Below are 15,779 nucleotides of genomic sequence, written 5' to 3' on the forward strand. Positions count from 1 at the left end.
ATCACCCTCACCCTGCCAGCAATCGCCCAGTAAAGAGAACCCGCACGGTCCGAACCGCCAACACAAACATCGTCGCAGTCAACACCACCAACATCCCCCCAGCCACCACCTTCAACGGCACCGCCCCCCGCACGCTCGCGTACTTCAACCCCGCATTCACCATCGCAGCCAGCGGAAAGCTAATAGCCCACCACCCCGCCCCAAACGGCACGCTCCGCCTGAACACCTTCGGCGCCAGCACCACGAACAAGAACAGCCCGAAGTAAAAGAGCAGCCCCGCGAACAGGTCCACCCGCCCCGTGAGGTTCACATACGCCGTGAATCCCACCTCGAAGGGCGCGACAAGAATCAGCAGCGAGGGCGTCATCGCCGGCGCGAGCGGCTCGTGCTGGATCAGCCGCGTGACGATCATCGTGAACAGCACGAGCGCCAGCACCGAGCCCACCGCCGCCGACAGCAGCAGCACCTCGCCGGCCCAGGCCATGGGCATGTGGCTGCCGGTCACGGGAATGTCCAGCGCGGCGACGCCCGGAATGATCCACGCGGGCACCGCGTGCGCGGGGTGGCAGTTGCCGCCCAGAAGGCGCGAGACCACGTATGCGGCCAGCAGCAGCGTGGCGACGGTGCCGGCGATCCACATGGCCTGGCTCAGCGCGTGGCCCAGCGCGCTGTCGCAGGTGGTGCCGAGCACGGCCGATTGCAGCAGCAGCGCAATGGCGATGGTGCCGAAGAAGTTGCCGGCAATCGGGTGATGGAACTCCGCCTTCACGGCCGCCGGGTGCCGCAGCAGCTTGGCGCCATAGCCCACGAGCAGCACGACGAACACGAAGGTGGCGAAGAGGCCGATCGCATCCGACACGACGCGCGGCACGCCGAACTCGGTGTGCGCAAAGCGCCAGCCCATCGAAAGCCCCGACAGGCCCATGACCGCGGCGAAGAGGTTGACGGGGAGGTTCTTGATGGACGCGCCGGAGGCAGGGCGAGTGCCCGCCGCGGCGAGGGCAGAGGTAGCGGAATTTGTCATGGCGCAGTCTCGGGCGCACAGGGGTCGGCCGTCCGTGTCGTGAGGCGGCGATTCCTGCCAAATTCATGTGTTGTCTGACGTGCGCGGTGGCCCCAGCTTTTTTCCGCTCCAGCGGGCCTCGACGATTTCGTTTTGTCCGAGTTGTCGCAGTTCAACTGCGACAACGCGAACAAATCGAAATGGGCCGAGCAAGTTCAGGGGTCAAGCCATCGCAGGCGCAGCCCGGCCCTCAGCCCTGCGCCGTGTCGCCGCCCACGCGCCACAGGCTGGTCATCGCATCCTGCGCAATCCGCAACTCGAAGATGAACCGCACCGCGCCGGGCCGCGACAGCATGCCCGCGGCCACGCCCGCCGAATGATCGAAGGCCTGTTGCCAGGTGCGCGCGTTGTCGCGCTCGATCTTGTTCATCCAGTCGAAGCCGCTCTCGCGTTGCTTTTGCCACGCACGAAAGCAGGCGATGACGTGGTCCGGCCCGCCCAGGCCCTGCTCGAGCATCACGAGCATGGCCTGGCTCACCTGCATGCGGTCGCGCAGCGTGATGCCGTCGCCTTCGAGCCGGACGGCGTAGGGCGAGATGAACGAGGCGCTGTGCCGGCGCGCGAAGGCCTGCGCCTCCTGGGCGCCTCTGGCGTCGTCTTCACCGTGCGCTTGTCGGGCGCCCGTTCTCACCACTTCACGCGCACACCGAGGGAGCCGTTGATCGCGCTCTTGACCTTCGCATCGCCGCCCGACGACCAGAGCTTGCCGACCTCTCCGTAGAGGCTGGTCGTGGGGCCGAGCGCCAGCGTGAAGCCGCCCGCGAGTTCGGTGCTCGTGCCGCCGGTGGGCGCCGCGATGTCGGTGGTGGTCGCGCCGTTCACGAAGCGCGCGATGTCGGTGCCGCTCGATGTCTTGTAGACGTTGAAGCGGCCATACGGCTGCAGCGCGCCCATGACGGTGTCGATCTCGCCCTTCACGCGCACGCCGGCGCGCGCGATCCAGCCGCTGTCGGCCTGCGGTTGCACCACGGCGCCCAGGATCACCGAGTTGCCCAGGTCCAGGTGCTGGTGAATCAGCTGCAGCTGCGGCTCGATGCGCCAGCCGCTGCCGCCCAACGGAAAGGACTGGCCCACCTCGATGGAGCCCAGCAGGCTGTTGCCCTTGCCTTCGGCACCGGTGCCGATGTTCGTCTGCACGGTGTAGCGGTGGCGGCCCGACTGCACGACGGCATCGGCATAGAAACCGCTGTCGCCGGTGAAGGTGCCGTACACGCCGACGTATTCGTTGCGCAAGTCGTTGCGGCCCGTGCGCAGGTTGCTCACGCCGCTGGCGAAGCCGTTGACCGTGGCGTCGCCGTCGAGCTGGCCGACGTACAGGCCCGCGCGCCAGTTCGGCGTGGCCAGCAAATCGGTGCCGGCCTGGAAGCCCGTGAGGCGCCCCTTGCTGGTCGGCGACACGGTACCGCTTTGCTGGATGTCGATGTCGGTGGAGAGCACGCGCGCCCAGGCGCGGCGGGCGGTTCCCTCGGAGGCCGCGGCCGATCCCTTCACGTCGTCGTCGCCGATGCGTTGGTGCAGGCTGCCGAGCATCGAGACGGATGCCTGGCGCAGCTGCGCGGGCAGCGCGGCGAACAGCGGCACTTCGGTGCGATAGGTCGGGATGACGATGGGCGCAGGCGCCGGTGCGGCACCGCCCGGCGCATTACCGGGTGCGCCGGGCGTGCCGGGGTCCGCGGGCGGCGTGCCCGGATCGACCGGCGGCGCGACCACGACGGCCGAGCGCAGGTACCAGTTCTCGCCCGCGCCGCCGGCATCGGCCGCATGCAGGCGGTATTCGAAAGCGCCCGCGTCCACATGGCCGCCTGCGAGGCTGAAGGCGTCCTTGGTGGTCTGCGCGGTGGTGGTCGCGCCGTTGATCGCGCTCACCACTTCGATGCCGTTGCCCGTGGTCAATGCGCCGAGGCCGCCGAGGTTGGCGATGCGCACCTGCGTGTTGCCGCTGGCGATGGCGCCTGCGCCGTCGAGCACCAATCGGTCGGTGGGGCTCGCGCTGTTGCCCAGCGCGGTGCCCAGGCGCAGCGTGCCGCCGTTGCCGACCCACGCGCCTTTCACGGTGAGCGTGGTGCCCGGTGCGCCGCCCACGAGCGACACGGTGCCCGCGTTGTCCACCGAGGCGAGCGTGTGGCCGAAGCCGGCCAGGTCGAGCGTGCCGGCCGCGGCCACGGTGTAGGCCGAGGCGGCGCTCAGCGTGCCGGCCGCGCCCGCGCGCAAGGTGCCGGCGGCCACGCGCGTGGTGCCCGCATAGGTGTTGGCGCCGCTGAGCACCGTGGTGCCGGGGCCGCTCTGGCTCACCACGGCGGCGGCGGAGCCGCCGAGGATCGGCACGGCGAAGTGGTAGTTGCCGTCGGTGTGGTTGAAGTCGATGGTGGCCGCGCCGGTACTGAGCGTGACCGATGACGCTTCGAGCACGCCCGGCGCCTGGGCCGCCTGGCCCAGTGCGCCGCCGATGCTCAGGGTGCCGCGGGCCGCGGCCGCGCTGGCGATCTTCACGGTACCGACGCCCGCGCGCGCGGAAGCCGTGCCGCCGTTGGCCAGCTGGAGCGAGGCGTCGCCGGCCCGCGCGATCTCGAAATCGACGCCTGCGCTGGAGGAGCTGGACACCAGTTGCGAGCCAACGCCCGAGATGACGGTCGAGGCCGTTTGGCCTGCGGTGGTGCCGATGCGCGTGTACGCGGTGGCCACCACGCCGCCATCGAGAATTGCAAGGGAGCCGTCGTGCAGGTTCGCTGTGCCGGTATCGAGCCGTGAGCCGGGGCCGGTCACCGTCACCGCACCGGTGCCTCCCGCCGAAATCGTGCCAATGCCGCCGATGGCGAACGAGCCGCTGTCGATCTTGCCTCCGGCCGTGACGTCGATGAAACCCGTTCCGCGGAATATCGACAGTCCGTTGATCGAGACCAGGGAGCCCGCACCGTCGACCCTCAGTCGTCCCGTCGTGCCCGCTGTATCGCCGAGCATGAGCGCGTTGCTCGTGCGGAACTGGCCGCCGCTCTCCACGGTCAGCGAACTGCCGGCCACGGAGCCCACCCTGGATGCGCCGTCGCGCGCGTCCATCAACGAGCCCGCGCCGGTGATGGTGACGCTCGCGTTGTTGCCGCTCACCTCCAGCCCTGTGTTACCGACGGCATTGCCGAAGGTGATCTGTCCGCCGCCCTGCACGCGCACCGCGCCGGCCCCGATCACCATGCGGTTGGTGTAGCTGCTGCCCGTGCCCGTCAAGACCAGCGTGCCCGCGCCGTTCTTGTTGAACTGGCCCGTGCCCGTGATGCGGCCGTCGACGGTCACCGTCGCGCCGGCCGCCGCATCGATGCTGCCGTTGCCGGCCGTGGCCAGCACGAAGGCGCCGGGGCTGATCGTCAGCGCCTTGGTGGCGGAGGGCACCGCGCCGGGCGCGGCGATGGTGATGTTGCTGGTGAGGGTGATGGTGGACGACGGATCGCCGTCCGCATTCGCGGACGCGATGGCGGTGGCCAGCTCTGCTTCGTTCGATGCGGTGTAGGCGGCGGCCAGCGCCGATGGCGCGATGGCCAGGGCCAGCACCGCCGCCGCGGCGTGCGGCGCGAGGCGAATGGCCGCATGCCGCGTGGCGCGGGCCGAGCTCTTCACGCGCCCCGACGCCAGCTCCGATGCGGCGACCCATGCGCCCAGCGTTTCGTTCCACACCGACCTGTATGTCCTGTTCAAGCTCTCGCTCCTCGTTGTTTTGTGAAGGCGCACCAAGAAACAATATTTAACGTTTGGCGCGGGAGCGACTGTCAGGGATCAGGGGGGTGGGGTCAACGCTCGTTCCTTTCACTAAGTTGCAGAGAATTGCAGTGGCGCGCGCGCCGTGCGTGCTCGCCTTTTCGCCTGCGCGCGCGCTACGCGGCGAACTGGTAGCCCGCGCCGCGCACCACATGCAGCGGCAGGCGCATGCCGGCCTGCTCGCTCTTGCGGCGCAGGCGGCTGGCGATCACGTCGAGCCGCTTGGGGTCCAGGGCGCCGGCTTCGCCTTCCAGGCCCGCGAGCAGGTCGTTGCGGCTCACCACGCCGCCGTGCGAGCGCATCAGCAGGGCGAGAAAACCGCGCTCGTTGCTGGTGAGCTTGAGCGTCTTGCCCTCGGGGTCGCAAAGCATCCAGTCGCCTTCGGTCAGCCGCCATCCGGCGCCAGAGGGCAGGGAGGGCGCCGATGCATTGGCCGGCTGCCTCCCTGAGCGCACGCGGCTGCCGAGCATGCGGATCGTTGCGCTCAGTTCATCGACATGCACGGGCTTGACCATGTACACGTCGGCGCCCTGGCGCAGTGCCGCGATGCGGTCTTCGACAGCGCCGCGGGCCGACGCCATCACGATGCCGATCGAGCCCGAGGCGCGCAGTTGCGATGCGAGCGAGAGGCCGTCTTCGCCATCGAGCCCGATGTCGAGCACCACGACCTCGCAGGGCGCGAGCGCGTGGGCCTTGTAGAACGCGGGCGCATCGGCCAGTCCCAGCACCTCGAAGCCGGCGCTGCCCAGCAGCAGGGCCATGTCTTCGCGCAGGTCGTCGTCGTCTTCCACGAGGTAGACGCGGAGGGGCGTCGATGCGTCGATCATCCTCATGCGCTGCGCCTTGCGGCGTCAGGATGCAACCGGTGCGCTCGATGCACCCGATGCAACGGGCATCCCGAAGCGAAAGAGCGAGCCCTCGATGCCCGAGCGCACGAGCGTGAGCGAGCCGCCGTGCGCATGCGCGATCTCGGCGCCGAGAAAGAGCCCGAGCCCGGTGCCGCTCGCGATGCGGGAGCCCGCGCCGCGAAAGAAGCGCTCGAAGATCCGGCCTTGCTCGCCGGCGGGAATGCCGCCGCCGCGGTCTTCCACGTCGATGCGCGCGGCGCCCTCGTGGTCGGTGAGCCGGATGTCCACGGGGCTATCGGGCGGGGAGTACTTGATGGCATTTTGTACAAGGTTGTGAAGTGCGATTTCCAGCAGTGCGGGGTCCGCATGCACCCAGCTGCCGGCGGCGGGCAGCTGGATGCGGATGCGCGCCTGGTCCAGCGGCGCGAAGGGCGAGGCCAGCGCCTCGACGATGGCCTTGAGATCGACCGTCTCGGTCCTGGGCAGCATGCGGTCGGCATGCAGGCGGTCTTCGGCCAGGCAGTTGACCACCAGCAGCGTGAGGCGCTGCACGGCGCGCCGGATCTTGACGATGCGCGGCTCCACCGCAACGCCCGGCAGCGCGATCGACTGCGCCGCCGCATCGATCACCGCGAGCGGCGTGCGGAATTCGTGCGACACCAGCGAGACGAACTGGCGCTGCTGCTGCATGGCGCTGCGCTCGGAGCTGAGCGCGGCCTCCAGGCCTGCCTCCGCGCGGCGGCGGCGGTCGATCTCTTCGGCCAGGAGCGCGTTGCTGCGCGCGAGCTCGGAGGTGCGCTGCAGCACCTTCTCTTCGAGCACGCGCTCCGCGCGCTGCGCCTCGTCCAGCTCGCGGCGCCGGGCGCTGCGCACATGCAGCTCCGCGCGCCGGGTGCGGTCGGCAACGATGATGGCCAGGAGCAGCATGTAGGTCAGGCGCACGACGATCCACGTCGGCCCGAGGCCTTCGTCGGGCCCCGCGTCCAGCACGCCGAGCCAGCGCAGCCGACCGACCAGGCTCGCCACCGCGAGCAGCAGCATCAACGCCGCGGGCCAGGTGAACTGCCACTGGCGCTTGACGAACAGCAGCCAGCCGGCCGCGGCGATGGTGCCCGCGAGCGCCGAGAGCTCCAGCACCGCGGTGAGGTACTCGATCGCTTCGTGATGGCCCGCCAGCGAAATGACGCCCGTCACCACGTTCAACGCGACGAACACGCCCACCATTCGCGCCGCCATGGGAAGGTAGCGCCTGAACTCGAACATGCGCGAGACGAAGAGCGCGGTGGTCGCCTGGAACAGCGACTGCATCGCGCCCCGAAGCGCCAGGTCGCCCACGCGCTCGGGCTCCCACATCGAGGGCGCGATCTGCCAGGCGTGCAGCAGCACGGCCGAGAGCATGACGAGCGCGAAGTACAGAAAGAGCCGGTCGCGCAGCCACCGCCAGAAGATCAGGTTGAGCACCAGCAGCGCGAAGGTGGCGCCGGCGCTGATGTTCAGGTACGTGCTCAGTTGCCGCTGCTGGCGCTCCAGCCCGCCGTCCTGCAGCAGCGAGAAGCCGTCGACGCCGAACGTGTCTTCCAGGCGCATGTAGTAGGTCGCGGGTTGCTGGGCGAGCTGCACGGGAAAGAACAGGTCCGAGCTGACGAAGCGCCAGTTCAGCGGGAGCTCGCGGGGCAGCAGCGCGTTGGTTTCGTTCGTCTTGTTCGCACCGGCCGCGTACAGCGCCACCGCGCCGGGCCGCACGGCCCTCGCGCGCAGCCACCAGTGGGCCGGTGCCTGCGCACTGCGCTGCAGCGTGAATCGGACCCAGCACACGGTGCCGTCGTTGCACTTGAGGTTCGGCGTCGCAGGCTCGATGAACTCGGCGTCCCGATGGCCCGACAGCACCTCGCTGGTGGCCAGTGAATTCGCGGGTGTGCGAAGCACCGCGATCGCCTGCCCGAAGCCGAAGGGCTGCGCCACGCCATCGGCCTCGGTCGCGTCGACCGATTCGAGCGCATCACCCGATTGGGCCGATGCGGTGCAGGACAGGCAGAAAAGAAATGCGGCCAGCAGGCAGAGGAGAAACCGGTGCGCAAGGCGAGGAGGTGCGAGGTTCGGGATGGAGGCGTCTCCGTTCGGGGCTGAGGGGCCGCCGGATTCTCACACTCAACGCCGGATGCTGCAGGCCACGCCGCGTCGCGGGGACATCGCGGGACGCCCCGGGGGGGGCGCCTCGGTCAGACCTTCGCCCGGCGCTCGCTCGCCAACTGGAAGATGCAGTCGCCGCGCTTGACCATCGCGATCGCGCGCTTGCAGATCACTTCGCCATCGCCCGGGAAGTACACCGTCTCGGGTTCGCGCTTCGGGTGCGCCGGAAAGTGCACCAGCGCGGCGGGATCGCCCTTGCGCACCACCGCGCCCAGGCCCACCAGCGGCTCGTGCACGCCGTCGTCCATCGCGTACACGTAGTGCAGCTTGCGGTCGATCTGCATGAGGCGCGCGGTCGCCGGCGGCGCGGCCGGTACCAGCGCGCCGTGCAGCAGGCCGATGTAGCCCAGCAGGTGCAAAAGGCCGTGGCGGCCCTGCTCGACGAGCGCCGCATCCACGCCGCCGCCGCCGCCCAGCTCGGTGAGAAAGCAGATGGCGCCTTGCCGCCGCGCGGCCGCCGTCACGTTCACCGGGTTGGGCTGATAGAGAAAGGCGCGCGGCAGGCCGAAGGCTTTCAAAAGGCCCGTGACGCGCGCTTCCTCTTCGGCATCGCGCGGCTCCAGGCCCATCATGTTGGCGCCGTCGTACACGAGCGAGGTGCCGCCCGAGTGCAGGTCGATCATGTACTGCGCACGCGCGAGCAGCGTGTGCTCGATGTAGTGCGCGATCACCTGCGAGGGCGTGCCCTGCGGGTTGCCGGGGTACAGGCGGTTGAGGTTGCCGTCGTCCAGCGGCGAGGTGCGAAGGCCCGCCTCGGCCGCGGGCGCGTTGGCCATCGGCATGAGGATGAGCTGGCCTTTCACCATCGCGGGGTCGATCTCGCGGATGAGGCGCGAGACGATGATCTGCCCCTCGTACTCGTCGCCGTGCGTGCCCGCGGACACCAGCACCACGGGGCCTTCGCCGTTGCGGATCGACGCGATGGGAATCGGCAGCCACCCGTAGGCCGAGCGGTGCACGGAGTGCGGCAGGCGCAGGAACCCGATGTGCTTGCCGTCGGCGCCCAGGTCGATGTCGCACTGGATGGGGTTGGCCGCTGTTGTCGTTGTCGTTGCCGCGCTCATTTCCAGGCCGAGCCCTTCTTCATGTTGCCCACCATGTCGTAGCCGGGCGCGACGTACTGGTCGGCGAGCTTCTGCAGCGTGCCGTCCGCGATCATGTCGCCGATGGCCTTGTCCATGGCCGCGAGCAGCGCGGGCGAGTTCTTGGGCACCACGGCCGCGCCGAGCGAATACACCACGGGTTCGCCGACCGACTTGATGGGCAGCTTGTTGACGGTCTTCATCTTGTAGCCGTTGAAGTACGAGTCCACGATGCTGTCGATGCGCCCGTTCACCAGGTCGTTGAAGACGAAGCCGCCGCCGTCGTAGGCCTTGATCTCCGACGACGGCAGGTTGTTGCGCGCCCACATCTCGTTGGTGGTGCCCGCGCTCACGCCCACGGTCTTGCCCTTGAGGGTGGCCGCGTCCTGGATGTCGGTGTTGCGCTCGTGCACCCAGAGGCGAAAGTCCTGCACGGTGTAGGGCACGGTGAAGTCGACCACCTTGGCGCGCTCGTTGGTGCGCGCGAGGCTGTTGACGACCACGTCGTACTTCTTCGCGTTCACGCCGTCGATGAAGTGCTTGAACTTGTCCGCGACGAACTCCACCTTCGCAACGCCCAGGCGGCGGAAGATCTCGCGCGCCACGGCCACGTCGTAGCCGGTGGGCAGGTTGTCCGCGCCGAGGTAGCTCCAGGGCGGGCTCTCCTGCGTGTTGGCGACCTTGACGACGCCGGCTTTCTGCAGGCGCGAGAGCGAGTCGTCCGCTTGCGCGGTGGCGAGCGATGCGGCGCAGAGGCCGGCGGCGGCGAGCGCGATCGCGCCTGCCGTGCGAAAGAGAAGGCGGCGCTTCATGGCTTGGCGCTTCATTGTTTTTCCGCCTGCTTCTCGGCCTTGGCGATCTCCACCGTCATCTGGTAGCTCACGCCGAGCCAGCGCGTGGAGAGGCGGTCGATGGTGCCGTCCGCGCGCATGTCCCGCACGGCCTTGCTCACGGCCTCGCGCAGCGCGGGCTGGTTCTTGGCCATGGCCGCGGCCGACAGCTGGTAGGTGAGGATGGGGCCGACTTCCTTGATCGGCAGCTTGTTCACCGTCGCGTACTTCATGCCGCCGAAGTGCGAGCTGATGACCGCATCGATGCGGCCGATGGCGATGTCGTTGAACACGAGGCCGCCGTTGTCGTAGGTGACGATCTCCGAATCGGCGAGGTTCGCGCGCGACCACGATTCGTTGCTCGTGCCCGCGGTCACGCCGATGCGCTTGCCCTTGAGGTCGGGGCGGTCCTTGATGTCGTTGTTGGCGGTGCGAACGAAGATGCGAAAGTCCTCCAGCCCGTAGGCCGCGCTGAAGTCCACCTGCTTCTCGCGCTCCACGGTCGGCGTGAGGTCGTTCATCACGAGGTCGTACTTGCCGGCCTTCAGCCCCTCGACGAAGTTCTTGAAGAGGTCGGCCACGAACTCCACCTTCGCCACGCCGATGCGCCGGGCCACTTCCTTGGCCACTTCGACGTCGTAGCCGGCGGGCTGGTTCTTGTCGTCCAGCATGCTCCAGGGCGGGCTGGCCTGTGTGTTGGCGATGCGGATCACGCCGCTGCTGCGCGCGGCGGCCAAGAGGTCGCGCGGCTGCTGGGCCCAGGTGGCGGAGCCGAGGAGTGCGAGCGATGCGCACGCGCCCATCAGGCTGCACAGCAGTGTTCGGCGAAGAGGGGTTCGGTTCATGGCGCTGTCCTGCAAGAAGGTGTGAATGAGCGCGATCTTGTCGGCGTCATCCGCCCGCCACAATCGTGCGCCGGTAGTTGCTCAATAACCTGAGCTTATGCACCAATCGGGGAAACCACTATCCCCTTTTAGGTGCCCGCTTCACTGAAGACACGGCCGAGCGGCCCAGCACCTCGCGCACGCGCTTCAAGTCCGCATCCAGCTGGATGCGCATCACGCGCAGCAGCTCCTTGGCGTTGTCCGACAGCGGCATGCCGGGCCGAAAGACCAGAAGCGAGGTGGCCGGAATGTCGAACACCATCGGCTTGAGCAGCAGGCCGCGCGAGATGTAGTCCAGCGCCATCACCGGATGCGCCATGCCCATGCCCACGCCCTGCAGCGCGAATTCGCACACCGAGATGGAGTAGGGCGTCTCGATCACCGGCCGCAAGGTCTTGCCTTCCTCGGCCAGCGCCTGGTCGAGCGCGCGGCGGCCCACGTCTTCGGGGTTGAGCGCGATGAAGGGGTGGCTCGCCAGGTCGTCGGCGTCCAGGATCTTCTTGCGCGCGAGCGGGTGCTTCGCGTTCATCACGATGACGCCGCACACCGCGGCGAACGGCGAGTGCTCCAGGCCCGTGACCGAGAGCTCCTCGGCCATGAGCCCGAAGTCCAGCTGGCCGGCCGACACCTGCTGGTAGACCTCGCGCGAGCTCATGACCTGGAACGACAGCTGGATCTGCCGCTCGTGCAGCCCGAACGCGGCGATCGCGCGCGGCATGAAGCCGGTGCCCAGCGCGGGCAGCGAGCCGATGGCCAGCCGCCCCAGGCCGAAGGACTTCAAGCTGCGGATGCGGTGCTCGATCATCTCCAGGCCGGTGAAGTAGCGGTCCACCTCGACCATGAGCGCGAGCGCCTCCTGCGTGGGCACCAGGCGTCCGCGCACCCGCTCGAACAGGCGCAGTTCGCAGGCGGTCTCGAACTTGCGCAGCGACTGGCTCACCGCGGGCTGAGACACCCCCAGCAGGTTGGCCGCCTGGCTGGTCGTGCCGGCGCGCATGACCGCGCGGAACACCTCGATGTCGCGTTTTTCCATCCATAACCTCTGCTTATTGAGCGACTCTTGCAGCCTGTTGAGCCGATAGGGCGGAAGGCGAATACTTCCATGGCACCGGTCGCGGACCACCTAACCTGAACGAATAGCATAAATGCAATCTATAGACCCAACTAATGTGGCGTTCGAGAGCCTTTCGCCCCCGGTGATGCGCGGCTCCACGGTGGTGTTCGACACCTTCGCCGACTTCGTGAACCGCAAGAGCCGCCAGCCCGACGGCTTCAGCTACGGCATCACCGGCACGCCCACGGCGCGCGGGCTCGAGCGCAGGATCGCCGAGCTCGAAGGCGGGCGGCACTGCGTGGTCACGCCCTCGGGGCAGTCCGCGCTCATGACCACGGTGATGGGCTTCGTGCGGGGCGGCGAGCACCTTTTGGTGTCGGCCGCCTGCTACGGGGCGCTCAAGACCTTCGCGCAGAAATGGCTCGCCGCGATGAATGTCGACGTGGAGTTCTATCCGCCGGCCATCGGCGCGGAGATCGAGGCGCTCATCCGCCCGAACACGCGGATGATCTGCATGGAATCGCCCGGCACCGTGACCATGGAGATGCAGGACACGCCCGCCATCGCGGCCGTGGCCCGGCGCCACGGCGTGCTCACGATGATGGACAACACCTGGGCGAGCCCGCTCGGGTTCCAGCCGCTCGCGAACGGGGTGGATTTCAGCATCGAGGCGGCGACCAAGTTCATGGGCGGGCACTCCGACCTCCTGATGGGCAGCATCAGCACGAACGACCACGCGCACTACGAGGTGCTGCGCGAAACGCAGAGCATCCTGGGCCAGCAGGTGAGCCCCGACGACTGCTTCCTGGTGCTGCGCGGGCTGGAGACGCTCAAGGTGCGGCTGGCCGCGCAGAGCGCCTCGACGCTGCACATCGCGCAATGGCTGCAGGCGCAGCCGGCCGTCGAGCGCCTCCTGTACCCACCACTCGAATCGGACCCGGGCCACGCGCTGTGGAAGCGCGACTTCCGCACCAACGGGTGCCTCTTCTCGCTGGTGCTCAAGCCCGCGCCCGAAGGCGCGTTCCACGGCTTCTTCGATGCGCTGCGGCACTTCGTCATCGGCGCGAGCTGGGGCGGCGTGCACAGCCTGGCCGCGTACTACCCCGCGGCGCTGCAGGCCGACCGCGTCTTCCCGGCCACCGACCAGCCAGTGGTGCGGCTGTCGATCGGGCTGGAAGACACGGACGATCTGATCGCCGATCTGAAGGCCGCGCTTGCCGGCTACAGCGCGCACGGCACCGCAGCGTCCGCGCGCTGAAGAACCCCAAGGAGTCCCACGATGATGGATCTGTTTCTGAGGGCGCTGCCCTTGCTCGAGAAGGCCGTGCTGGTCACGCTGGGCCTCGGGTTCTCGGCGTTCTTCTTCGGCTGCGTGCTGGGCCTTCTGATCGCGCTGGCGCGCATCTCGCCGTTCCGGCCGCTGCGCTGGTTCGCGTTCTCGTACGTGTCGGTGTTTCGCGGCACGCCCCTCCTGATCCAGATCCTCTTGATCTACTTCGGGCTGCCGACCTGGGGCATCGTGATTCCGCCCATTCCCTCGGCGCTGCTGGCGCTGAGCCTCTTCGCCGCGGCCTACCTGAGCGAGAACTTCCGCTCCGGGATCATGGCGGTGGACAAGGGCCAGTGGGAGGCCGCCTGGGCCATGGGCATGGGCTACTGGAAGACGCTGGTGCGCATCGTGCTGCCGCAGGCCTTTCGCATCGCGCTGCCGCCGGTGGGGAGCCGCCTCATCGGCCTCATGAAGGACACCTCGCTCGCCTCGACCGTCACCGTGGTGGAGCTCACGCGCGTGGCCGAGCAGATGGGCGCGACCACCTTCCGGTACATGGAAATGTTCCTCATCGTCGGGGCCATCTACTGGTTCATCAACCAGATCCTCACCATCCTGCAGACCTGGCTCGAAAACCGACTCTCCAAGCGCTACGCATGAACGATTCGCTCAACCCCCCGGTGCAGGTTCGCGGACTTGCCAAGAGCTTCGGCGCCAACCAGGTGCTCAGGCACATCGACTTCTCGGTCGCGCGCGGCGAGGTGGTGGTCATCATGGGGCCCTCGGGCTCGGGCAAGACGACGCTGATCCGCTCGCTCAACTTCCTGGAGATGCCCGACAGCGGCAGCATCCGCATGTGCGGCATCGAGATCGCCGATGCGGGGCCCAGGCCCTCGGGCGAGACGCGCCGCAAGATGCGCGAGATCCGCAAGAAGACCGCGATGGTGTTCCAGTCGTTCAACCTCTTCGCGCACATGACCGCGCTGGACAACGTGATCGAGGGCATGGTCTCGGTGCAGGGCATCCGCAAGGCCGAGGCGCTGCCGCGCGGGCGCGAGCTGCTCGGCCAGGTCGGGCTGCTGGAGAAGGCGAACGAGTACCCGGGGCGCCTGTCGGGCGGGCAGAAGCAGCGCGTGGCGATTGCGCGCGCGCTCGCCATGAACCCCGAGGTGATCCTGTTCGACGAGCCCACCTCGGCGCTGGACCCCGAGCTGCGCGGCGAGGTGCTCAAGGTGATGCGCGATCTCGCCGACAAGGGCATGACGATGCTCGTGGTGACGCACGAGACGCGCTTCGCCAAGGACGCGGCGGACCGCATCATCTTCATGGAAGGCGGCGTGATCGTGGAAGACGCGGCGCCCGATCACTTCTTCGGTGCCGCCGCGAGCCAGCGCTCCAGGGACTTCCTGGGGCTGATACAGGATTGAGGGGGGGCCGTGCCGCGGCGGCGCTGTCAGCGCTGCGGCATGTCCTTCACCGAATACCCCAGGCTCACCGTCGCATCCTCCGGAATCGCCGGCATCGTCGCATTCCACGCATCCCAGTTCGCGCGCATCGCGGCCAGCCGCTCAGGTTCCTTCTTCGCGAGGTTCGCGCGCTCGCGCTCGTCCGCCGGAATGTTGAACAGGTACTCGTTGCCATCGACCTTCAGGTACTTCCAGTCGCCGTCGCGCATCGCCTGCTGGCCGCGGTGGTTCATGCGCCAGTGCAGCGGGCGGGCGAAGCTCTGCGTCGCGTCTTTCAGCACGGGCATGAGCGACACGCCATCGAGCGGGTAGGCCGCATCGGCCTTCACGCCGGCCGCATCGGCCTTCACGCCGGCCGCATCGAGCATGGTGGCGGACCAGTCCATCGTCATGCACAGCTGCGTGCTCTCGCTGGCCTTGGCGATCACCGCGGGCCAGTGCGCGATCCATGGCACGCGGATGCCGCCTTCGGTCAGGTCCATCTTGCCGCCCACGAGCGGCCAGTTGTCCGAGAAGCGCTCGCCGCCGTTGTCGCTGGTGAACACCACGAGGGTGTTGTCGGCCATGCCGTGCTTCTCGAGCGCGGCCATGATCCAGCCGATGCCCTCGTCCATGTGATGGATCATGCGGCGGTACACGTGGATGTTGCCGCCGGCCAGGTCGAACAGGTTGTCCTTCACGGCGGGCGCCTTGTCGGCGTCGTCGCGCGTCTCCCACGGCCAGTGCGGGGCGGTGTAGTGCAGGCTGAGGAAGAAGGGGGCTTCTTCCTGCTTTTGTTTTGCGGCCATGCGCTCCACGTAGTCCACGGCGCGCTTCGAAAGAATGTCGGTGAGGTAGCCCTCTTCCGCCTTGTCTTCCTCGCCGAACCACAGGTCGTGCTTGCCGGTGGAGTCGCAGTGGGTGAAGTAGTCCACGCCGCCCGACATGGGCCCGAAGAACTCGTCGTATCCCGAGCGCAGCGGCCCGAAGTGCGGCGGATAGCCCAGGTGCCACTTGCCGATGAGCGCGGTCTGGTAGCCGCTGGCCTTGAGCAGCGAGGGCAGCGTGGGGTGGTCGGTGGGCAGGCCCAGCGTGGTGCTGCCGCGGCTGCTGCTGCGGATGGGCTCCTCGGCCGCGCCGCGCAGGCGGTACTGGTAGCGCGCGGTGATCATCGCGAACCGCGTGGGCGAGCACACGGGCGAGTTCGCGTAGCCCTGCGTGAGCTTCAAGCCATTCGCCGCCAGGCCGTCGAGCACGGGCGACACGGGGCCGAACGCGGCATCGCGGCCGCCGTAGCAGCCCAGGTCCGCATAGCCGAGGTCGTCGGCGACGATGAAGATGATGTTGGGTCGGGTCATGTCTCTTTTTT

Annotated in this window: 13 protein-coding genes; 3 read left to right on the top strand and 10 right to left on the bottom strand. The window is 68.5% G+C overall.

All coding sequences use genetic code 11. The features are described from left to right. Positions 1-7: 7 nt before the first annotated feature. The 9 genes from JC881_RS19280 to JC881_RS19320 form a co-directional block, all read right to left on the bottom strand. A complete protein-coding gene (locus tag JC881_RS19280; RefSeq protein WP_198787315.1) occupies positions 8-1,024 on the bottom strand; it encodes an SLAC1 anion channel family protein in 1,017 nt (338 codons plus the stop codon). A 229-nt stretch (positions 1,025-1,253) separates the two neighbouring features. Continuing rightward, entirely contained in the window at positions 1,254-1,694 is a 441-nt protein-coding gene (locus JC881_RS19285; RefSeq protein ID WP_198787316.1) for a hypothetical protein, read from the bottom strand. Beyond that, entirely contained in the window at positions 1,691-4,747 is a 3,057-nt protein-coding gene (locus JC881_RS19290; protein ID WP_198787317.1) for an autotransporter outer membrane beta-barrel domain-containing protein, read from the bottom strand. The genes JC881_RS19285 and JC881_RS19290 overlap by 4 nt, the downstream gene beginning before the upstream one ends. Before the next feature lie 176 nt (positions 4,748-4,923). Beyond that, positions 4,924-5,640, bottom strand: coding sequence for a response regulator transcription factor (locus JC881_RS19295; protein ID WP_198787318.1), 717 nt, complete (start codon positions 5,638-5,640; stop codon positions 4,924-4,926). A gap of 18 nt (positions 5,641-5,658) precedes the next feature. Further along, positions 5,659-7,617, bottom strand: a complete 1,959-nt coding sequence (locus tag JC881_RS19300; protein ID WP_198787319.1) for a sensor histidine kinase — start codon at positions 7,615-7,617, stop codon at positions 5,659-5,661. A 257-nt stretch (positions 7,618-7,874) separates the two neighbouring features. Continuing rightward, positions 7,875-8,909, bottom strand: coding sequence for a succinylglutamate desuccinylase/aspartoacylase family protein (locus JC881_RS19305; RefSeq protein WP_198787320.1), 1,035 nt, complete (start codon positions 8,907-8,909; stop codon positions 7,875-7,877). Further along, positions 8,906-9,739: a transporter substrate-binding domain-containing protein gene (locus JC881_RS19310; protein ID WP_198787321.1), complete on the bottom strand. Its 834-nt coding sequence runs from the start codon at positions 9,737-9,739 to the stop codon at positions 8,906-8,908. The genes JC881_RS19305 and JC881_RS19310 overlap by 4 nt, the downstream gene beginning before the upstream one ends. An 11-nt stretch (positions 9,740-9,750) precedes the next feature. Beyond that, the gene (locus tag JC881_RS19315; protein WP_233101899.1) at positions 9,751-10,602 is read right to left on the bottom strand and encodes a transporter substrate-binding domain-containing protein; all 852 of its coding nucleotides are present in this window, start codon (positions 10,600-10,602) and stop codon (positions 9,751-9,753) included. Positions 10,603-10,720: 118 nt separating this feature from the next. Beyond that, positions 10,721-11,674 carry a LysR substrate-binding domain-containing protein gene (locus JC881_RS19320; protein ID WP_093442858.1) on the bottom strand — a complete coding sequence of 318 codons (954 nt, stop codon included), beginning with the start codon at positions 11,672-11,674 and terminating at the stop codon, positions 10,721-10,723. A 112-nt stretch (positions 11,675-11,786) separates the two neighbouring features. On the opposite strand from JC881_RS19320, the gene metC reads away from it, so the two are divergent. From metC to JC881_RS19335, 3 genes are read left to right on the top strand one after another with little or no spacing between them, the layout of a single operon-like run. Then, entirely contained in the window at positions 11,787-12,953 is a 1,167-nt protein-coding gene (gene metC / locus JC881_RS19325) for a cystathionine beta-lyase (RefSeq protein ID WP_198787322.1), read from the top strand. A gap of 21 nt (positions 12,954-12,974) precedes the next feature. Then, complete coding sequence (locus JC881_RS19330) at positions 12,975-13,625, top strand: amino acid ABC transporter permease (RefSeq protein WP_198787323.1); 651 nt, start codon at positions 12,975-12,977, stop codon at positions 13,623-13,625. Then, complete coding sequence (locus JC881_RS19335) at positions 13,622-14,392, top strand: amino acid ABC transporter ATP-binding protein (protein WP_198787324.1); 771 nt, start codon at positions 13,622-13,624, stop codon at positions 14,390-14,392. Before JC881_RS19330 ends, JC881_RS19335 begins: the two co-directional genes overlap by 4 nt. Positions 14,393-14,418: 26 nt before the next feature. Here the strand turns inward: JC881_RS19335 and JC881_RS19340 are convergent, their stop codons facing one another. Then, entirely contained in the window at positions 14,419-15,768 is a 1,350-nt protein-coding gene (locus JC881_RS19340) for a sulfatase family protein (RefSeq protein WP_198787325.1), read from the bottom strand. Positions 15,769-15,779: the final 11 nt, after the last annotated feature.

Source organism: Variovorax sp. IB41 (assembly GCF_016405905.1).
In the GTDB taxonomy this organism is placed as follows: Bacteria; Pseudomonadota; Gammaproteobacteria; order Burkholderiales; family Burkholderiaceae_C; genus Variovorax.